The organism is Streptomyces sp. NPDC030799 (genome assembly GCF_055572255.1).
In genome coordinates this window covers 263,811-282,963 of the sequence record NZ_JBVIDS010000011.1, presented here as the reverse complement: position 1 = coordinate 282,963, position 19,153 = coordinate 263,811, and the positions used below count along the sequence as shown (strand labels likewise).

Genomic DNA, 19,153 nt, shown 5'->3' with positions numbered 1-19,153 from the left:
GCGAATGGGAAGACGGACAGTGCACATCACTACTCCCTGAGGAGCGTGTGGCCATGTCCACGGGAACGCTTCTGGCGATCATCATCCCGATCGTGGTGGTGGTCGCTCTGGCCGCTGTGGCGGCCGCACTGCTGATGCGCCGCCGTCACCTCCGTCAGCGCTTCGGCCCGGAGTACGAACGGACGGTCGAGGGATCCGACAGCCGGCTCGCCGCAGAGCGTGAGCTCAGGGCCCGCGAGCGGCGACACGACTCGCTGGAGATCAAACCGCTGCCCACCGTCTCACGGGACCGCTACACGCGGGAGTGGAGCAGTGTCCAGGAGGAGTTCGTCGACCGGCCGGAGGACGCGGTGCACGACGCGGACCGGCTGGTGACCTCCCTGATGCACGAGCGCGGATACCCGACCGAGGGATTCGAGCAGCAGCTGAAGGACCTCTCGGTGGAGCACGGCGCCACGCTGGAGCACTACCGGGCCGCGCACGAGGTGGAGACCCTCACCACCCGCAAGCAGGCGACGACCGAGCAGCTGCGGGGTGCCATGGTGCACTACCGCGCCCTGTTCGACGAGTTGCTCTCCGACGGCGGCGGCCGGGCGCAGCCCGCCCGGTCCTGACCACGACCACGACCCCGCATGGAGGAACGCCATGCACAGAAACGAGGACGAGGACCGCACCACCGGCGGTCTGTCCACCGAGGACCTCGCCCAGCCGTCCACCACCGGCCCGGAGGCGGAGCCGGCATCCTCAGGAGCCCCCGTCTATCCCGGGGAGAGCACCGCGTCGGAGGGCGCGGGTGGCGACTCCGTCACGGGTGGAGCCGACGCCGAGGCCCCCGAGGCCCCGACCGCCTCGGACGAGGAGGTTCCGCAGCTGCTGACGGATGACGAGGAGCGCCGGTTCCGCGACCGGTGGCAGCAGACCCAGAACAAGTTCGTGGACGATCCCCGCGAGGCCGTGCACGACGCCGACACACTCGTGGCGGATGTCATGCAGGCCCTGGCATCCACCTTCGCCCAGCACAAGAAGGACCTGGAGGCCCAGTGGAGCCACGGCGAGCGGGTCGACACCGAGGAACTCCGCGGAGCGCTGCGCCGCTATCGTTCGTTCTTCAACCGGTTGCTCAGTACCTGAGCGTCCCGTTCAGGGCATGACCCGGGCCAGGAAGGGCGCCGTCGCGCTGCCCTCCGCCCGGGCCACCCGCTCCGGTGCCCCCGCCGCCACGATCCGCCCGCCCCGGTCACCTCCGCCGGGGCCCAGGTCGATCACCCAGTCCGCGCCCGCGACCACCGTCATGTCATGCTCGACCACCACGACGGTGTGCCCGGCGTCGACCAGCCCGTGCAGGCGCTCCATCAGCACCTCCACATCGGCAGGGTGCAGGCCGGTCGTCGGCTCGTCCAGCAGATAGAGGGTGTGCCCGCGCCGCCCGCGCTGCAGCTCGCTCGCCAGCTTGATCCGCTGCGCCTCGCCGCCGGACAGCTCGGTCGCCGGCTGACCGAGCCGCAGATAGCCGAGGCCCACGTCGAGCAGGGTGCCCAGGCTGCGGGCGGCGGCCGGGATGCCGGCGAAGAACTCCGCCGCGGCCTCCACCGTCAGATCGAGCACCTCGGCGATGTTCCGCCCCCGGTACGACACTTCGAGTGTCCCGGGGTGGTAGCGGGCACCGCCGCAGTCCGGGCAGGGCGCGTACGTGCTCGGCAGGAACAGCAGCTCGACGCTCACGAACCCCTCGCCCTGGCACGTCTCGCAGCGTCCCCCCGCCACGTTGAAGGAGAACCGGCCCACGCCGTACCCGCGCGCTCGCGCCTCCTGCGTCTCGGCGAACACCTTGCGTACGACGTCGAACAGACCGGTGTAGGTGGCCAGGTTGGACCGCGGGGTGCGCCCGATCGGCTTCTGGTCGACCCGGACCAGCCGGTCCACCCCCGCCAGCTCCTCCGTCAACTCACCGATCAGCGTGGACTTTCCGGAGCCGGAGACCCCGGTGACGGCGGTGAAGGCGCCGAGCGGGAACTCGGCCGTCACCGCGCGCAGGTTGTGCCGGGTCACCGGACCCACCGTCAGCCAGCCGCGCGGCTCGCGGACTGCACGTGCGGGACCCGGTGACTCGTCGAAGAGGAACGCGGCCGTCGCCGACTCCTCGACCGACGCCAGCTCGGCCGGCGGCCCGCTGTACAGCACGCGTCCGCCGTGCTCGCCCGCGCCGGGGCCCACGTCCACCAGCCAGTCGGCGCCGCGCACCACCTCCAGATGGTGCTCCACCACGAACACCGAGTTGCCCGCGGCCTTCAGCCGGTCCAGCACGGTCAGCAGTGCCTCGGTGTCCGCCGGGTGCAGTCCTGCGGACGGCTCGTCCAGCACGTACACCACGCCGAACAGCCCGGACCGCAGCTGCGTGGCCAGCCGCAGCCGTTGCAGCTCACCGGCCGACAGGGTGGGAGTGGCGCGGTCCAGGCTCAGATAGCCGAGGCCCAGCTCGACCACCGGTGCGATCCGGGAGGTGAGGTCCTCGGTGAGGACCCGGACGGTCTCGGTGCCCGCCTCGCCGCCGCCGTCCAGCAGGGCGGCCAGGTCGGTCAGCGGCAGCGCGGCCAGTTCGGCGATGCTCCGGCCTTCGAAGGTCACCGCGAGCGCCTCGGGCCGCAGCCGGCTGCCCCCGCACACCGGGCACGGGGCGCTGGTCAGGAACCGTTCCGCCCTCGCCCGCAGCGACGCGGACTTGGTGTCCGAGAAGGTCTTCAGCACATACCTGCGGGCGCTCATGTACGTGCCCTGGTACGGCCGTTGGATGCGGTCGGCGTCCCGCACCGGGTGGACGGTGACGACCGGCTGCTCGTCCGTGAACAGGATCCATTCCCGCTCCCGCGCGGGCAGCTCGCGCCAGGGCCGGTCCACGTCATGGCCGAGCGCGTCGAGGATGTCACGCAGGTTCTTGCCCTGCCAGGCACCGGGCCAGGCGGCGACGGCACCCTCGCGGATGGACAGCGAGGGGTCCGGCACCAGCAACTCCTCGGTGGTGCGGTGCACTTGGCCCAGGCCGTGGCACTCCGGGCAGGCCCCGGCCGCCGTGTTCGGCGAGAAGGCGTCCGAATCGAGCCGGTCCGCGCCCGCCGGATACTCCCCGGCACGGGAGAACAGCATGCGCAGCGAGTTCGAGAGATTGGTGACCGTGCCCACCGAGGAACGGGAGGAGGGGGCCGAGCGGCGCTGCTGCAGCGAGACCGCGGGCGGCAGCCCGGTGATCTCCCCGACTTTGGGCGCCCCGACCTGGTGGATCAGCCTGCGCGCGTACGGCGCGACCGACTCGAAGTACCGCCGCTGAGCCTCGGCGTAGATCGTGCCGAACGCCAGGGACGACTTTCCCGAGCCGGACACGCCGGTGAACACGGCCAGTACGTCCCGGGGGATGTCCACGTCGACGCCCTTGAGGTTGTGCTCACGGGCTCCGCGTACGCGGACGCAGGGGTCGTGCGGGTCGCGGGGGCTGTGCATGGGGGGAACTCTAGCCGCCCCCGTACGCTACGACTGCGGCGGGTTGTCCCGGTTCGGCCGGGTGCCGAACTCGTCCCTCAGCTTGTCCTGGCCGGTGTCGACCTGCGACTGGTACTTGTCCCCGGTGCGCTGGTCGATGTAGTCGCCGCCCTTGTCGATGCCCTTGTCGGCCATGTCCTCATGGCCCTTGAGCATCCCCTTGATCTTGTCCATGAAGGACATGGCAGCCCTCCTCGTCGCTTGCGGCTTCCCCTCCCAGGGTCACCGGCCCCGGCCGGGTTCGCATCTCGGGAGCGCGGGACCTCAGCGGCCCGGCGTGAGGAGACCGGCGAGCCGCCGGTAGGAATCCAGCAGCGCCGGACGGTCGTACGTGCTCGTGGTGACCAGGACCTCGTCCGCCCCCGTCTCCTTCAGCACCGTCTCCAGCGCATGGGCGACCTGCTCGCCGGTGCCGGCGATGTGGCCGGCGAGAGCGGCCTCGTAGAAGCCGCGCTCCTTCGCGGTCATCGGGCGGGCCTCGATCTCCTCGGCCGGAGCGAGGGGCGGGAAGGTGCCGTGGGTGCGGGAGTACGCCATCGACCAGGCCTCCGGTACCAGCAGCCGCCGGGCCTCCTCCTCCGTGCCCGCGACGGCGACCGTGCCGGAGATCACGACGTACGGCTCGGACGCCCAGGGGGAGGGGCGGAACAGCGCACGGTACTGGTCGATGCCGCGCAGCAGCCTCTCCCGGCCGCGCAGATCGCCGATCACCATCGGCAGTCCGGCACGTGCCGCGATCCGCGCGCCCTCGCCCATGGCCAGCACGAACGGCGGCACCCGCAGACCTTCCGCGGGGCGCGCCCGCACCCCGGTCGGCGAGGTTCCCTCGAACCAGCCCAGCAGCTCCCCGAGCCGTGTCGCGAAGTCCTCGGCGTCCTCCTTGTCCCGGCCGAGCGCCCTGCGCACCCCGTCGGTGAAGCCGACGGAACGCCCGAGCCCCATGTCGATCCGCCCGGGGAACAGGGACTCCAGGACGCCGAACTGCTCGGCGACGACCAGGGATTGATGGTTGGGCAGCATCACGCCGCCGGTGCCGACCCGGATCGTGCGGGTCGCGGACGCGACCGCGGCGGCGAGCACGGTCGGCGCGGAGCCGGCGACGCCGGGCACGCCGTGGTGCTCGGACACCCAGAAGCGGTGGTATCCGAGCGCCTCCGCCTCGCGCGCCAGCGTGAGGGTGTCACGCAGCGCCTCGGCGGGCGGACGCCCCTGCCGGGCGCGGGAACGGTCGAGGACGGAGAACGGGGTCCGCGCGATCGTCGTACTGCTCACGCAGGCTTCAACACCCTGACGGCCGGATGATTCCCGAGGCGTTCCGGCGTCGGTCCCGAAACGCCTGGCTAGGGTGACCCTGTGACAGACATCAGGCGTCCGCTTGCCGTGTTCGACCTCGACAACACCCTGGCCGACACCGCTCACCGGCAGCACTTCCTGGAGAGCCGGCCGCGGGAGTGGGGCGCGTTCTTCGCCGCCGCGCCCGCGGATCCGCCGCTCGCCGAGGGGGTGGCGCTGGCGGTGGAGAGCGCCCGGGAGTGCGAGGTCGTCTATCTGACGGGCCGGCCCGAGCGGTACCGCCGGGACACCCTGGAGTGGCTCGCGCACCACGGGCTGCCCGAGGGGCGGGTGCACATGCGGAGCAACGCCGACCGCAGGCCGGCCCGGTTCACCAAGCTGGAGATCCTGCGCCGGCTCGCGCGGGACCGGGAGGTGCGGGTCGTCGTGGACGACGACGAGCTGGTCTGCGACGACGCCGAACGTGCCGGGTTCACCGTGGTGCGGGCCCGCTGGGCCGCGAAGTCCGCCGCACTGGAAGAGGCGCAGGAACGCGAAGGGCGTACCTGACGGCCGGCGGCCGCCCTCAGTCGCCGTCCTCGATGCGGAAACCCACCTTCAGGCCCACCTGGTAGTGCTCGATCCGTCCGTTCTCGATCTGGCCCCGGATCTGCGTCACCTCGAACCAGTCCAGATTGCGCAGGGTCTGGTCGGCGCGGGCGATGCCGTTGCGGATGGCCTGGTCGACGCCCTCGTGCGAGGTGCCGACGATCTCGGTGACCCGGTAGGTGTGGTTCGACATGCGGGTGCTCCTCTCGTGTCACGCCGTACTCCACGGTGCCGCATCCGCGCCCGGACCGCACGGCGGTCACATGCCCGCCGTGCGTCCCGTTCCTTACGTCCGGCTCACCGCAGCACGCTCAGCGACAGCGCGAAGCGACCCTGAGCGTCCGTCCACCAGTGAGTCAACTCCAGGCCCGCTGTGGCCAGTTCGGCCCTCACGCCGTCCTTGCGGAACTTGGCCGACACCTCGGTGCGCAGCTCCTCGCCCGCCGCGAAGTCCACGGCGAGGTCCAGCGCGGGCACCTTCACGGTCTGTGCGGTACGGGAGCGCAGCCGCATCTCGATCCATTCCCGCTCGGCGTCCCACAGCGCCACATGGTCGAAGGCGTCCGGGTCGAAGTCGGCGCCCAGCTCGCGGTCGACGACGGACAGCACGTTCTTGTTGAACGCGGCCGTCACCCCGGCCGCGTCGTCGTACGCCCGGACCAGCACCCGTTCGTCCTTGACCAGGTCCGTGCCGAGCAGCAGCCCGTCACCCGGCGTGAGCAGCGCGCGCACGGAGGCCAGGAACCGCGCGCGTTCGTCGGGCAGCAGGTTGCCGATCGTGCCGCCGAGGAAGGCAAGCAGCCGCGGCCCGGGGGTGGCGGGCAGGGTCAGCGGGGCGGTGAAGTCGGCGATCAGCGCGTGGACGGCGAGGTCCGGGTGGTCCGCGACCAGCGCCTTCCCGGCCTGGGTGAGGGCGCTCTCGCTGACGTCGACCGGGACGTATGCCGCCGGGGCGAGCGCGTCGAGGAGGTAGCGGGTCTTCTCCGATGAGCCCGAGCCGAGTTCGATCAGTGTGCGTGCCCCGCTGGCCGCGGCGATCTCGTCGGACCGGGTGGCGAGGATCTCGCGCTCGGCGCGGGTGGGGTAGTACTCGGGCAGCTCGGTGATCTGCTCGAACAGTTCGCTGCCCCGGGCGTCGTAGAACCACTTGGGCGGCAGCCACTTGGGATTGACGGTGAGGCCGTGCCGGACGTCGGCGCGCAGCGCGGCGTCCGTCGCGTCCTCGGGGAGGGTGCGGGTGACGTGCAGGGGGCTCACGTACAGGGCTCCTTCGTTGATGGGGGTCCCCCCGCTCGAGCGCAGTCGAGAGTGGGGGAGGACGCGGGATCCTCCAGCGGTGCGAGCAGCACGCCGGCGCGGCTCGCGGTGAGCACGGTGCGGTCGGGGACCTCCTGCCAGAGCGGATCGTCGTCGTAGGGCTCGGAGGCGACGACCGTGCTCAGGCCTGGCTCCGTGCGGTACCAGAGGGTGTCGCCCCAGGCGGTGGCGGCGATCGTCGCGCCGTCGGTCAGCAGCAGGTTGAGCCGGGAGGCGGGGGCCGCCCCAGCCAGCTGCCGAACCGTTTCACCGAGGGCCTGTTCCGGCTCGTCGCCCGAGCGCAGCCGGTGCAGGACCAGCGCCCAGACGAACGCCGAGTCGGTACGGGCCTGCAGCGACAGCAGCTCGACCGGGGGCAGCGCGGACACCAGCGGGGCCGCAGAGTCGGGCCAGCCCGCGAGGACGCCGTTGTGGCTGAACAGCCACCGGCCCGACGCGAAGGGCGCCGCGGCGGCCTCCGCGTCCGCGCCCGCGAGCGTCGCGTCCCGTACGGCGGCCAGTACGCAGCCGGAGCGCACCACCCGGGCCAGGTCGGCGAAGGACAGGTCCGCCCAGATCGGTCCCGCACGCCGGTAGCGCGCCGGGACCGGATCGTCCGGGGCGTACCAGCCGGCCCCGAAACCGTCGGCGTTGACGGTCCCGTAGCGCTGCCGCCGGGGCGCCCACGACTGGCGCAACAGGCTGTGCTCGGGCTCCACGAGGATCCGGCCGAGCGGTACCTCGGGCCCCAGATAGGCCAGGTGACGGCACATCAGACGGCCGCCGAGCGGACGGTGCGGAACCCGGAGAAGATCTGCCGCCGGATCGGGTAGTCCCAGTTGCGGAACGTGCCCCGGCAGGCCACCGGGTCCACGGCGAACGACCCGCCGCGCAGCACCTTGTGGTCGGAGCCGAAGAACACCTCCGAGTACTCCTTGTACGGGAAGGCCTGGAACCCCGGGTACGGCAGGAAGTCGCTCGCCGTCCACTCCCACACATCACCGATCAACTGGCGTACCCCGAGCGGGGACTCACCGGCGGGATAGCTGCCGGCGGGGGCGGGCCTGAGGTGCCGCTGGCCCAGGTTGGCGTGTTCCGGCGCCGGGTCCGCGTCGCCCCACGGGTAGCGCATCGAGCGGCCGGTGGCCGGATCGTGCCGGGCGGCCTTCTCCCACTCCGCCTCGGTGGGCAGCCGGCGCCCGGCCCAGCGGGCGTAGGCGTCGGCCTCGTACCAGCACACGTGCAGCACCGGCTCGTCCGGCGGGACCGCCTCGGTCACCCCGAAACGGCGGCGCAGCCAGCGGTCGCCGTCCCGGCGCCAGAACAGCGGGGCCGTGATCGTGTGCTGCTTGATGTGGGTCCAGCCCTCCGGTGTCCACCAGCGCTCTGTGTCGTAGCCGCCGTCCTCGATGAACGCCTGGTACGCCGCGTTCGTCACCGGGGTGGTGTCGATCCAGAACGGTGCCACCTCCCGGGCGTGCGCCGGGCGTTCGTTGTCCAGCGCCCACGGCTCGGCCGAGGTGCCCATGGTGAACGGGCCACCGGGCACCAGCACTTCGGCGGGACCGGTGAACAGCGGAGCCGGTCCGGGGTCCGGTGCGGTGAGCGCCTGCGGGCCCTTCCTGAGCTGATGGGTGATCAGCATGGTCTCGTCGTGCTGCTGTTCGTGCTGGGCGATCATCCCGAAGGCGAAACCGGCCTCGGTCAGCCGGGTGCCGTGGAAGTCCGCCTTCTCCAGCAGGTCCATGACCCGGCCGCGCACCTCGGCCGCGTAGTGCCGGGCCTCGGCGGGTGGCAGCAGCGGCAGTGCGGGCCGCTCGGCGCGCGGGTGCTCGAAGGCGTCGTAGAGGCTGTCGATCTCGGGGCGCATGGCGTCCCGGCCGCCGACCGCCCGCAGCAGCCACAGCTCCTCCTGGTTGCCGATGTGGGCGAGGTCCCACACCAGCGGGGACATCAGCGGCGAGTGCTGGGCGGTGAGGTCCGGGTCCTCGACACAGCCGGTCAGCAGCGTGGTGCGGGCACGGGCGGTGGTCAGCGAGGTCAGCGCGCGCTCCCGCAGCGCCTCGGTGTCCGGCTCCGTCGTCCCTGCCGTCGTGGTGTCGGTCTCGGGGGCGGTCATGTGCGGATGTCCTTCCTCCCGTGGGCGGTGGGGGTGCCCCCGGTGCGGCCGGACCGGGCGGGGCGCGGGTCGCCGCCGTCCAGCCGGTCCAGCAGGTCGTGGGCCGGACAGCGGCCCCGGGCGACATAGCGGTCGCGGTACGCGGCCACCGCGTTGGTCACCTCGGCGGTGGCGCCGAGCCGGGGCAGCGCCTCCAGCGCCGCCGCGAAACACAGCTCCGCGGCCTCGCGCAGTTCCGGGTCGGCGGGCCCGTACCGGGCCGCGTCCGTCCACAGCGGATTGTGCGGGGCGGGCAGGTTCAGGGCCCGCTCCGCGAGGGGCTTCACGCTCCGGTACGCCGTCTCGGCGGCCTCCGGATCGTCGAACAGCGCCGCCGTCACCGCGAGCGGCACGATCCAGCCGTCGTCGCCGGGCTGCGCGTCGATCATCCGCAGCTCCAGATGGCCGCGCGGCCGCACCGGCGGGAACAGGGTGGTCAGGTGGTAGTCGAGGTCCGCCCGGGTGGGCGGCCGGGGCGACCGGGAACGGGTCCACTCGCGGAAGGTGAGCCCCTCGGGCACCTCCCACGGCCCGCTGTCCCGGCGCACGCACATCACCGGCGCGTCCAGGACATGCCGGGCCCAGGCGGCCCGTGGGTCGCCGTCCAGCGGGGGAGCGCCCGCACGGCCGGCGCCGATCTCCAACCACAGCAGCTGCCGGGTGGACAGCCAGCCCGTCGGTTCGCTGCCGAGCAGGGGGGAGTTGGCGAACGCGGCCACCAGGACCGCCCCCAGCGTATGGGCCAGCCACCAGCGCCGCTCGTGCCCGAGCGGGCCGGGTTCCTCATGACCGGCGTCCACGCAGACCTGCACGGAGGCGGAGGTGCACATCATGTGGCGGCCCGCGGGGCCGGTGCGGTCCAGGCAGGTCTCCATCGCGTCGTAGCGCGGTTCGTGCAGGAACCTGCGGGGGGTGTGCCAGGGGTCGTGGCCGATGCCGACCAGACCGAGATCGTGCTCGGCGAGGACGGCGCGGACGGTGTCCAGGTCGGCGGAGACGGTGCCGATGCACTCCATCAGGGAGGCGGCGGGCGGCGAGCTCAGCTCCAGCTGGCCGCCGGGCTCCACGGTGAGCGGCGACCGCAGGGGCACGGCCCGCAGCGCGGCGTACGCCGCTTCGAGTCGTTCGGGTGTCACGGGGAGCTGCGGCATGCGCAGCTCGTGTATCAGCCACTCCAGCTCGACACCCAGCGCGCGGGGTGGCCCGGTCTTGAAGCAGATGCCCCGGACCAGGGCCTCCACCTCGGCTTCGGTGATGGCGGTGCGGTGGTCCGTACAGTCGCCACCGTCACTCTGCGAATCGGACATGTCGGGATCCTCCTGAGATTCCACCATGCCACCGGCCTGGTTCAAGCACCGGGCCGGGCAGGCACGGGTCCCACCCAAAACCCTTGAGCCGCTTCGCACAAGGGTGCCCCGGCGGACGTTCCGGATCGGTCATCTCCGTTTTCGTAGGCGTTTTCGGGCTGTTCCGGGCCGTTCCGGGGGCGGGAAACTCCGTTGCACCGCATCACCAGCATCGCCCAGGATGCATGCATGAGCACGACGGGGGAGGCCGCGCGGGCCGCGGTCACGGCGTCCACGGGGGTGGCGCCGTGAGCGCGCGCCTGCCGGCGAGTGAGCCGAAGGCTGAGGCGCCCCGCGGGCGAACGGAAAGACGCTGCATCGCCGCGGAGACGGAGCAGATCGTGGCGGCGGGCCGGTACCGCGCGCCGGACGGCCGGGAGGTGTCCCTCGCGGCGGAGATCCAGGCCGCGCGGGATGGTACGCGGATGCTCGGTCCGGAACCGGTTTCCGTGTCACAGAAGGGCGGGACCGGTGTCGACACCGTTGTCGAGGTCACCGGCGAGAGCAGCCTCGAAGCCGCCCGCCGGCTGGCCGGCGCTCCGGTCGCCGTACTGAACTTCGCGTCCGCCCGCAATCCGGGCGGCGGCTTTCTCAACGGCGCGCAGGCCCAGGAGGAGGCCCTGTGCCGCGCCTCCGCGCTGTACACGTGCCTGCTGACGGCCCGCTCCTTCTACGACCATCACCGAGCCCACCGCGACCCGTTCTACACGAACCGGGTGATCCACTCACCGGCCGTCCCGGTCTTCCGTGACGACCGGGGCCGGCTGCTGGCCGAGCCGTATCTCGTCGGCTTTCTGACCGCGGCCGCCCCCAACGCGGGCGTCGTACGGCGTACGCAACCGGAGCGCGCCGCCGAGCTGCCGGGCGCCCTGGCGGTGCGGGCCGAGCGGGTGCTGGAGACGGCCGCCGCGCACGGCTATCGCGGTCTGGTGCTCGGCGCCTGGGGCTGCGGCGTGTTCCAGAACGACCCGGCGCAGGTCGCGGAGGCGTTCCGGGCGCTGCTCGGCCCCGGCGGCCGGTTCGCCCGGACCTTCGAGCACGTGGTGTTCGGGGTGCTGGACCGGACGCCGGGGGCGGTGGTGCGGGAGGCGTTCACCCGGGCGTTCCCCTGAGGGCCGGGCCGACGCGCCGTGGGCCGGTCAGGTCCAGCCGTAGCGCTCGTGCAGCCGCTGCCGGACGAGGTTGAACCGCATCCGGTCCAGCGCGCACGCCTCACGGCGCATGCCCTCCTCGTGCAGCCGCAGCACCCGGTCCACGTCCACCCAGGAGTCCCGGCCGGTCCGGTCCCACGGGCCGCTGCCGATCGCCACCCACTCCCGGTCGCCGTCGTGCCGTTTGCTGGACAGCTGTACGGCGAGGAAGGTGCCGGCCGCCTCCCGGGCGACGACCAGCACCGGGCGGTCCTTGCCCCGGCCGTCGTTCTCCTCGAACGGCACCCAGGTCCAGACGATCTCGCCGGGGTCCGGGTCGCCGTCGTGGGCCGGGGAGTACTCGGTGCGCACCCGGCCGACCTCGCGCGGGTCGGCCTCGGTGGTCGCGTGGGGGCCGTACCGGCCGGGGACGTTCTCATCGGTATACGTGGTCACGCAGGCACCCTAGGCCCTGGTGGGCCGTACCGGGAGCGCAAGGGCCTCCCGACGTCGGCACGTTGTGCGGCGGGGCCGGGCCGGCGGTGACCGGCGGCTGTGCTTGGTGAACCGGGTCATGGGCCGGCGGCGCGTCGACGGCCGGGTGTGCGTGACCGGCGAGCGCGCGAGGGCGTGGCCGGTACGGGCGGTCAGGCGTCGGGGCGCGTGCCGATCCGCATGCCCGGGCGGCGCTGATGCACGGTCACATAGGTCAGCCCCGCCTCACCGGCGGTGATGCTGCGCGGCGCGCCGTGCGGCAGCCAGACCAGGGCGCCCTCGGCGAGCGGCTCGGGTTCGTCCGCGGGGCCCGCGCCGAGCACACCGCCCCCGGCCACGACCAGAACCATCACATCCAGCTGCGATTCGGTGTGGGCGGTGATCCGGCCGCCCGGAGCGAGCCGGACCACGTTGGCGTCGAGCTGCCGTTCGCTCTCGGACAGCTTCCACAGCACTCCGCCCGGTACCGGCGGAGCCTCGGCCAGCGCCCGGGCGTCGCACAGCACGCGTGCGTCCCCCGTGGTGCGGCCGGCCGGCCCAGTGCGGATCGCGGACCGCGATGTCATCTGGTGATCCTTTCGGCTCTTCCGCGTCTGCGGACGTCCTGGCCCCGGGTGCCCTGGCCCCGGATGTCCCGGGGGTACCGGCACCCACTGCCCTTCCCCCGACCACCCTACAATTTATACGTGTAGGATTCGTAAGAAATACGCGCAGGTGGGAGAGGGGCCCGGACATGACCACGCGGCAGAGCCCGCGCCGCCGAGAGGTGCTGGACGTACTGCGCGCCGCGCCGTCACCGCTCGGCGTCGCGGAGACGGCCGAGCGCATCGGCGTCCACCCCAACACGGTGCGCTTCCACCTGGACGCCCTGGTGGCCGACGGCCTGGTCGAGCGCCGCGCCGAGGGATCCCCCGGACCCGGCCGGCCCCGCACCGTCTACACCGCGCGTCCGGGTATGGACCGCGGCGGCACGCGTGACTACCGGCTCCTCGCCCGCATCCTGCTCAGCAGGTGGGCATCCGCCGACCCGGCGACGGCGCGGACGGAGGCGATGGAGACGGGCCGGGCGTGGGGTGCCTTCCTCGTGGAGCCGCCGCCACCGTTCGAGGAGCCGACGGCCGGGCGTTCGGTGGCCGCACTCCTCGCGCTGCTGGACGAGCTGGGCTTCGCGCCGCAGCCCGAAGGAGCGGACGGGACCGGCGGACCGCCCCGGCGGATCCGGTTGCGGCACTGCCCCTTCCTGGAACTCGCCGAGGAACACGGCCGGTTGGTGTGCCCGCTCCATCTGGGCCTGATGCAGGGCGCGTTGGCCCGGCTGGACGCCCCGCTGACGGCAACCGGCCTGGAACCCTTCGCGGACCCCGACTCCTGCGTGGCCCACTTGGCCGCGACCACCGCCGCCTAGCCCCGCCGGGTCGACAGGCGCGCTCAGGCCGCCGCACCGTGCGCCGAACAGGCGGTCCGGCCCGCCCCCGAGGAACCACTCCCGCCGAACTCCACCCGCCGGCCCCGGCGGAGAAAGGCCCCGCCGATGAACGCCACGTCCGCCGCCACCGCGAGCGCGGTCACCTTCGTCTGGCTCGGCATGGTGCTGGCGATCTCCTTCCTGGAGGCCCCGCTGAAGTTCCGCGCACCGGGCGTGACCATCCCGGTCGGCCTGGGCATAGGCCGACTGGTCTTCTGCGCACTGAACGCCGTGGAGGTGGTGCTGGCCCTCGTCGTGATCGCCGCGCTCGCCCTGGGCGGGGCCCCGGCCGGGATCACGGCTCTGACGGCGGTCGTCGCGGTGCTGCTCCTCACGCAGCTGGCCGTCGTCCGGCCCTCCCTCAACCGCCGGTCCGACCGGATCCTCGCGGGGGAGGAACTGCCCCGTTCCCGCAGCCACTTCTGGTACGTGGGGCTGGAGACGCTCAAGGTGGTGGCCCTGCTGGCCCTGGGAGTCGGCCTGCTCGCGGTGTGAGGGCACCCCGATGCACCCCAACCCGGCGGCCGATCACGCAGGGCCGCGGACCGGGGCCGCGGCGGGCGGGCCGGATGGCGAGTGCCGCCAGCCGTGATGTGACCGTTTCCAGCGACACCGGCTGCGACGGACTCGGCCGGTGACGCGGCTCAGCAGCTGCCGCCGACGGGCCCGAGCCGGCTCGTGCGCTCGGCCATCGCCGCCGTCGGCGGCCTTCGGGCAGCGGCGGACGTTCCCCGGCATGCAGTGCCGGGACTTCGCCGGCACAGGGACGCGGACAGGTGCGCTTCCCGGCGGGCGGCAGCTGATCGAACGCTCATCGGACCGGCCTCAGGCGGCCCGCGGTTCAGGGGCCGGCTCCGGCGGCCACCGTTCGTGCCAGCGCAGCTCCGCCTCCACCTGGGCGGCGACGGACACCAGCAGCGGTTCGCTGTGGGCGGGCCCGAGCAGCTGCGCACCCACCGGCAGGCCGTCGCCGACGAACCCCGCGGGCACGTTGACACCCGGCCAGCCCAGCACGTTCCACGGCCACGCGTACGGGCAGGCGGCGATCATCGCGCGGTCCGTGGCCAGCCCCCGCCGCAGCCGGTACAGGGCGCCGATCCGGGGCGGGGGAGCGGCCGTCGTCGGCGCGAGGATCAGGTCGTAACGCCCGAAGAACCCGCCGATACGGCGGTGCAGCACCGCCTCCGCGCGCCGGGCCGCCCGCAGCGGGGCCCCGCCGAGCAGCCGGCCGAGCCGGGCCGCCTCCCGGGTGCGCGGGTCGAGCAGCGCCGGGTCGGGGGCCTCGCGGACCCAGTCGGCGATACCGGCGGTGGCGCGCGGCACGAAGGTCAACCCGATCTGCCCGTACGGCGGATCGGCCTCCTCGACGTCGTGCCCCAACGCGGCGAGCTGCTCGGCGAGTTCGACGACCCGGGCACGGATCTCCGGGTGCAGCCGGGCCGGTACGGCGGTGAACGGGGGCTTGAGGGACAGGGCGACGCGCAGCCGGCCCGGGTCGCGGCCGACCGCGTCCGCCACGGTCAGCGCGGGCGGCCGGTGCGGGTCCCGGTCGTGGTTGCCGCTCGCCGCGTCCAGCAGCAGGGCCGCGTCGGCGACGGTCCGGGCGAGGGTGCCGTTGACCGTGATGCCGTGGAAGGACTCGCCGCGCGGCCAGGTCGAGATACGGCCGCGCTGCGGCTTGATGCCGATCAGGCCGGTCCACGAGGCCGGAATGCGCACCGATCCGGCGCCGTCCGAGCCGAGCGCGGCGGGGACGAGTCCGGCGGCGACGGCGGCGGCCGAGCCCCCGGACGAACCCCCGGGCGTGTGCCCGGTGTGCCAGGGATTGCGGGTGTCCCCGAACGCCGCTCCCTCGGTGAACGGCCACTGTCCCAGCTCGCACGTGTTCGTCTTGCCGACGATCACGGCACCGGCCGCACGCAGCCGCCGTACCGCCTCCCCGTCCTCGGCGACCGGCGGGAACGCGCCCCGGCAGCCGAACGCGGTCGGCTCGCCGGCCACGTCCATGTCGTCCTTCACCGCCACCGGCACCCCGAGCAGCGGGAGCCGCGCCCCGGCGGCCAACTCCCGGTCGGCGGCGTCGGCTTCGGCGAGCGCGGCCTCGGCCCGCACGATCCGGAAGGCGTTCAACGTGCCCTGCGTGGCCTCGATCCGGCCCAGCGCCGCCTCCACCAGCGCACGGGAACTCACCTCTCCCGCGGCGAGCGCACGCCGGGACTCCACGAGTCCGGCGCAGTGGTCGTGCGGCATGGGCGGCCTCCGGGAGACTCCGGGGAACGGTGTCTACTGAACGGTAACGTCGGAAGGGGGCGTGCGTACGGCTTTCGCACGGATGTCTGCGACGGCGGCCGCCCGCGTTCCGGCCCTCCTGAGACGGCCTCAGGAACGCAGGCGCGCCCTCACCGCCCCAACAGCCGCCGCAGCCAGGCGAGTCGGGCCGCCCGCGCCGCGCGGGACAGGGCGGCCTGCGGAGCGAGGGTGTCGAAGCCGTGGAACGCGCCCGGCCAGACGTGGAGTTCGGCCTCGCCGCCGCACCGCCAGATACGGGACGCGTAGGCGACCACCTCGTCCCGGAAGGTCTCCGCGGAGCCCGCGTCGAGATAGGCCGGGGGCAGACCGGACAGGTCACCGGCGCGGGCGGGGGCGGCGTACGGCGGGACGCCGGGGCCGCCACGGCGGTCGCCGAGCAGTGCCGTCCAGCCGGTCTCGTTGGCGGTGCGGTCCCAGAGGCCGACGCCGGCCATCTGGTGGCTGGAGACCGTGTCGTTGCGGTCGTCGAGCATCGGGGCCAGCAGCACCTGACCGAGCAGGCGCGGGCCCTGCCGGTCCCGGCTGAGCAGGGCGAGCGCCGCGGCGAGGCCGCCGCCGGCACTGGCACCCACGACGACGATCCGGTCCGGGTCGGCGCCGAACTCCCGCGCGTGCCCGGCGGTCCACAGCAGACCCGCGTACACGTCCTCCACCGGCGCCGGGTGGGGATGTTCGGGCGCGAGCCGGTACTCCACCGAGACCACGACCGCGCCCAGCTCGCGTGCCCATTCCAGGGGCTGTTCCACGCCGGCCCGGTCGGTGCCGAGCATCATGCCGCCGCCGTGCACGTGGTAGAGCACCGGCAGCGGGGCCGTGGACTCGGTGCGGGCGGGGCGACAGAGCAGCAGGGAGACGTCCGGGGCGCCCTGCGGGCCCGGCACCGCACGGTCCTCCACCTCGAAGGCGCCGTCCAGGGTGAGGTCCAGCAGACCGAGCAGCTCGCTGCCGGTGGCCCGGGCGGACGCCAGCTCCTCCAGGGAGAATCCGGGCGCGGCCGCGTCCCCGAGCAGGGCGAGCGCGGCGGCGAGTTCCGGGTCGAAGGGCGGCGGGACCAGCGGCGGCATGGGACCTCCTGACGTGGCGTGGTGACGTACGACACCGAGAGGACGTGTCGGCGCACGAGGCCTGCGCGGCCCACGAGGCCTGACGCGGCCTTACGAGGCGTACGAGCGGCGGAGCGCGGCGCCGTACGTGCGGCAGGGCCACTGCCGTGCATGCGGCGTGGTCGCTGCCGGGCGAGCGGCTCCGCGGGGCGCCCTGTGCGCCCGTCGGACACCTACCCCGTGGGGGCCCGGACCGACCTGCCACGGGGTAGGTGTCCGACGGCCCGCCCGTGAGCCGTCCGGCGGCCCGTCCGTCAGCCCGGGGGTGCCGTACCGGGCCGGCGCGGGCAGCCCGGCCGCGCTCGGCGTGGCGGGTGACCGCCGGTGCCGCCCTCGGCCCGCCGGGGAACGGCTCGTGTTCGGCGGGGGCGGGCGGCCTCCGCCGGCCGGCGGGGACGGCGGCCACTGCGAGACCAGGGAGGCGCACACGGAGAAGGGGGCCGGACGGAACCGGCCCCCTTCACGTGATACGCCTCGGCCTTCACGGTGACACGCCTCAGGCAGCCGCGGCCTCGCCCACGTTGCCGTGCAGACGGGCGACGACCTCGGTCAGCTGGGCGGCGACCTCGGCGTCGTCGACCGGGTGGGTCTCGGCGAAGCGGGTCACCGAGCTCGGGATGGAGAGCTTGATGTCCTCGATCACCTTGCCGCCGGCGATGCCCACGGCCTTGCGGGCCTCGTCCTGCGCCCACACGCCGCCGTACTGGCCGTAGGCGGTGCCGATGACGGCGACGGGCTTGCCGCCGAAGGCGCCGGCGCCGTACGGACGGGACAGCCAGTCGATGGCGTTCTTCAGGACGGCCGGGATGGTGCCGTTGTACTCGGGCGAGAAGAGCAGGAAGGCGTCGGCGGCCTGCGCGGCCTCACGCAGCTTCGCGGCGGTGGCCGGCACGTTGCCCTCGACGTCGATGTCCTCGTTGTAGAAGGGGATCTCGGCCAGGCCCTCGTACAGCACGACCTCGGCGCCGGCGGGAGCGAGCTTGACGGCCGCCTCGGCGAGCTGGCGGTTGTGCGAACCGGCGCGGAGGCTGCCGACGAGCGCGAGGATGCGGACAGACATGGGAACTCCAAGGGGCTGAAACATCGCTGTTACGATCCGGACCAGGGTCCGATTAGATTTCTACCACCTTAAACGGACCGCGGTCCAGTTTTGTTCCGGATGCTTTACGCTGGCTTCATGTCCAGCGCCTTGCCCCCCTTCCCGCCGTCTCCTGAGCCCCCTGACGGACCTCGACTGCTGGAGGTCGGTGCCTCCCCCGAGGGGCCGTGCCTGCGTGCCGACGCGGCGCGCAACCGGGCCCGGCTGCTGGATGCCGCCGCCCGGCTGATCGCGGAGCACGGCGTGGCCGGGGTCACCATGGAGGCGGTGGCCGCCGCGGCCCAGGTGGGCAAGGGGACGGTGTTCCGGCGCTTCGGTGACCGCACCGGGCTGCTGATGGCCCTGCTCGACCACTCGGCCAAGCAGTTGCAGGCCGACTTCCTGGGCGGGCCCCCGCCGCTGGGGCCCGGGGCGCCGCCCCTGGAGCGGCTGCGGGCGTTCGGCGTGGCGGTGCTGTACCGCTCGGACGAGCGACTCGACCTGCAACTCGCCGCCCAGACGGAGCCGACCCGCCGGTTCTCCCATCCGGCGCACCAGGCTCTGCGCACCCATGTGCTCATGCTGCTGCGGCAGATCGTGCCGGACGCCGACTGCGAACTGCTCGCCCAGACGCTGCTGGCCTCACTGGACCCCGCGCTGATCCACTACCACACCAGGCAGTGCGGGCTGCCCATGGAGCGGCTGGAGGCCGGCTGGATCGACCTGGTCGCCCGGGTGACCGGCACGCCACCGCCCCGCTGAGAACAGGCCGGCGGATCGGCGGGACCACGTCGCCGGGCGAGGCGGGGGCGGGCGTCGTGGGTTGTGCGGAGGTGTGGGTTCGCCAGGTGGGTGGGGGCGGGTGCTGTCGGGTGACGCGGGGTGCAGGCCTCGTGGGCCTCCCTGGCGTCGCTGCCCCACAAGCCTCTAAGGTCGCCCTGGTCGCCCTGGTCGCGCTGCCCCGGTGGCTCGCCGGTGGCCCGGTCTCGCCGACCGTAAGCCTCGTCGATCGCTGGGCGCGCTGCTCCGTAGGCCTGGTCGGTCGCCCTGGTCGCGCTGCGCCGGTGGCCCCGTCGGTTGCTCCGGTCCCGCCCCGCAGGCCTCGTGGGCCGCCCGGTTCCGCCGGCCGTAAGCCTCGTCGATCGCTGGTCGTGCCGCCCGGCAAGCCCCGTCGGCCGCCCGAGCCTCGCTGCCCAGTAAGCCCCGTCAGCCCCGTCAGCCGCCCCGCCGCCCAGCAAGCCCGCCGGCCACCCCAGCGCCGCCGCCACGTAAGCCCCGTCAGCCGCCCCCGCGCCAGCTCGGCCCCCTGCCCCGTCGGTGCCGCGGAACCCCGGCCGCCCGGCGGTCGGCGCGCTGACCG

At 73.8% G+C, this 19,153-nt stretch carries 20 protein-coding genes; 7 read left to right on the top strand and 13 right to left on the bottom strand.

Features of this window, described 5'->3' with window-relative positions; all coding sequences use genetic code 11:
* Positions 1-53: 53 nt before the first annotated feature.
* Together ACZ41I_RS27455 and ACZ41I_RS27450 are read left to right on the top strand one after the other, a co-directional pair.
* Positions 54-614, top strand: a complete 561-nt coding sequence (locus tag ACZ41I_RS27455; RefSeq protein WP_363215556.1) for a hypothetical protein — start codon at positions 54-56, stop codon at positions 612-614.
* Positions 615-645: 31 nt separating this feature from the next.
* Positions 646-1,131, top strand: coding sequence for a hypothetical protein (locus ACZ41I_RS27450; protein WP_468515293.1), 486 nt, complete (start codon positions 646-648; stop codon positions 1,129-1,131).
* A 9-nt stretch (positions 1,132-1,140) separates the two neighbouring features.
* On the opposite strand, the gene ACZ41I_RS27445 is transcribed toward ACZ41I_RS27450, so the two are convergent.
* The 3 genes from ACZ41I_RS27445 to ACZ41I_RS27435 all read right to left on the bottom strand — a co-directional run bounded on the left by ACZ41I_RS27445 (position 1,141) and on the right by ACZ41I_RS27435 (position 4,803).
* Positions 1,141-3,492 (bottom strand): ATP-binding cassette domain-containing protein, encoded by a 2,352-nt coding sequence (locus tag ACZ41I_RS27445; protein WP_399765046.1) that lies wholly within the window; start codon positions 3,490-3,492, stop codon positions 1,141-1,143.
* A gap of 27 nt (positions 3,493-3,519) precedes the next feature.
* Entirely contained in the window at positions 3,520-3,714 is a 195-nt protein-coding gene (locus ACZ41I_RS27440) for an antitoxin (RefSeq protein ID WP_363215559.1), read from the bottom strand.
* An 81-nt stretch (positions 3,715-3,795) separates the two neighbouring features.
* Positions 3,796-4,803: an LLM class flavin-dependent oxidoreductase gene (locus ACZ41I_RS27435; protein ID WP_468515292.1), complete on the bottom strand. Its 1,008-nt coding sequence runs from the start codon at positions 4,801-4,803 to the stop codon at positions 3,796-3,798.
* Positions 4,804-4,884: 81 nt separating this feature from the next.
* On the opposite strand from ACZ41I_RS27435, the gene ACZ41I_RS27430 reads away from it, so the two are divergent.
* A complete protein-coding gene (locus ACZ41I_RS27430; protein WP_399765040.1) occupies positions 4,885-5,373 on the top strand; it encodes a phosphatase domain-containing protein in 489 nt (162 codons plus the stop codon).
* 16 nt (positions 5,374-5,389) lie between these two features.
* On the opposite strand, the gene ACZ41I_RS27425 is transcribed toward ACZ41I_RS27430, so the two are convergent.
* The 5 genes from ACZ41I_RS27425 to egtA form a co-directional block, all read right to left on the bottom strand.
* Positions 5,390-5,605 carry a dodecin gene (locus ACZ41I_RS27425; RefSeq protein ID WP_363215562.1) on the bottom strand — a complete coding sequence of 72 codons (216 nt, stop codon included), beginning with the start codon at positions 5,603-5,605 and terminating at the stop codon, positions 5,390-5,392.
* A 104-nt stretch (positions 5,606-5,709) separates the two neighbouring features.
* Positions 5,710-6,669, bottom strand: coding sequence for an L-histidine N(alpha)-methyltransferase (gene egtD, locus ACZ41I_RS27420; protein WP_468515291.1), 960 nt, complete (start codon positions 6,667-6,669; stop codon positions 5,710-5,712).
* Positions 6,666-7,481 carry an ergothioneine biosynthesis protein EgtC gene (egtC, locus tag ACZ41I_RS27415; protein WP_399765036.1) on the bottom strand — a complete coding sequence of 272 codons (816 nt, stop codon included), beginning with the start codon at positions 7,479-7,481 and terminating at the stop codon, positions 6,666-6,668. Before egtC ends, egtD begins: the two co-directional genes overlap by 4 nt.
* Positions 7,481-8,827: an ergothioneine biosynthesis protein EgtB gene (egtB, locus tag ACZ41I_RS27410; RefSeq protein WP_468515290.1), complete on the bottom strand. Its 1,347-nt coding sequence runs from the start codon at positions 8,825-8,827 to the stop codon at positions 7,481-7,483. The genes egtC and egtB overlap by 1 nt, the downstream gene beginning before the upstream one ends.
* On the bottom strand, positions 8,824-10,173 hold the full coding sequence (gene egtA / locus ACZ41I_RS27405; RefSeq protein ID WP_468515289.1) for an ergothioneine biosynthesis glutamate--cysteine ligase EgtA: 1,350 nt from the start codon (positions 10,171-10,173) through the stop codon (positions 8,824-8,826). Before egtA ends, egtB begins: the two co-directional genes overlap by 4 nt.
* Positions 10,174-10,460: 287 nt before the next feature.
* Here egtA and ACZ41I_RS27400 point away from each other — a divergent pair, with 287 nt between their 5' ends.
* Entirely contained in the window at positions 10,461-11,324 is an 864-nt protein-coding gene (locus ACZ41I_RS27400) for a TIGR02452 family protein (protein WP_468515288.1), read from the top strand.
* Positions 11,325-11,351: 27 nt separating this feature from the next.
* Here the strand turns inward: ACZ41I_RS27400 and ACZ41I_RS27395 are convergent, their stop codons facing one another.
* Positions 11,352-11,798, bottom strand: a complete 447-nt coding sequence (locus ACZ41I_RS27395; RefSeq protein ID WP_363215568.1) for a type II toxin-antitoxin system PemK/MazF family toxin — start codon at positions 11,796-11,798, stop codon at positions 11,352-11,354.
* Between the two features lie 191 nt (positions 11,799-11,989).
* The gene (locus ACZ41I_RS27390) at positions 11,990-12,403 is read right to left on the bottom strand and encodes a hypothetical protein (RefSeq protein ID WP_468515287.1); all 414 of its coding nucleotides are present in this window, start codon (positions 12,401-12,403) and stop codon (positions 11,990-11,992) included.
* A gap of 167 nt (positions 12,404-12,570) precedes the next feature.
* Between ACZ41I_RS27390 and ACZ41I_RS27385 the strand changes: the two genes are divergently transcribed.
* Positions 12,571-13,242, top strand: coding sequence for a helix-turn-helix transcriptional regulator (locus tag ACZ41I_RS27385; RefSeq protein WP_468515286.1), 672 nt, complete (start codon positions 12,571-12,573; stop codon positions 13,240-13,242).
* A 126-nt stretch (positions 13,243-13,368) separates the two neighbouring features.
* On the top strand, positions 13,369-13,797 hold the full coding sequence (locus tag ACZ41I_RS27380) for a hypothetical protein (RefSeq protein WP_468515285.1): 429 nt from the start codon (positions 13,369-13,371) through the stop codon (positions 13,795-13,797).
* A 330-nt stretch (positions 13,798-14,127) separates the two neighbouring features.
* Here ACZ41I_RS27380 and ACZ41I_RS27375 read toward each other — a convergent pair whose 3' ends face one another.
* From ACZ41I_RS27375 to ACZ41I_RS27365, 3 genes are all read right to left on the bottom strand, one after another.
* Positions 14,128-15,552, bottom strand: a complete 1,425-nt coding sequence (locus tag ACZ41I_RS27375; RefSeq protein ID WP_468515284.1) for an amidase — start codon at positions 15,550-15,552, stop codon at positions 14,128-14,130.
* A 149-nt stretch (positions 15,553-15,701) separates the two neighbouring features.
* On the bottom strand, positions 15,702-16,676 hold the full coding sequence (locus ACZ41I_RS27370; RefSeq protein WP_468515283.1) for an alpha/beta hydrolase: 975 nt from the start codon (positions 16,674-16,676) through the stop codon (positions 15,702-15,704).
* A gap of 535 nt (positions 16,677-17,211) precedes the next feature.
* Positions 17,212-17,775, bottom strand: a complete 564-nt coding sequence (locus ACZ41I_RS27365) for an NADPH-dependent FMN reductase (RefSeq protein ID WP_363219296.1) — start codon at positions 17,773-17,775, stop codon at positions 17,212-17,214.
* Between the two features lie 99 nt (positions 17,776-17,874).
* On the opposite strand from ACZ41I_RS27365, the gene ACZ41I_RS27360 reads away from it, so the two are divergent.
* Positions 17,875-18,555, top strand: coding sequence for a TetR/AcrR family transcriptional regulator (locus ACZ41I_RS27360; protein WP_399765012.1), 681 nt, complete (start codon positions 17,875-17,877; stop codon positions 18,553-18,555).
* Positions 18,556-19,153 lie beyond the last annotated feature (598 nt).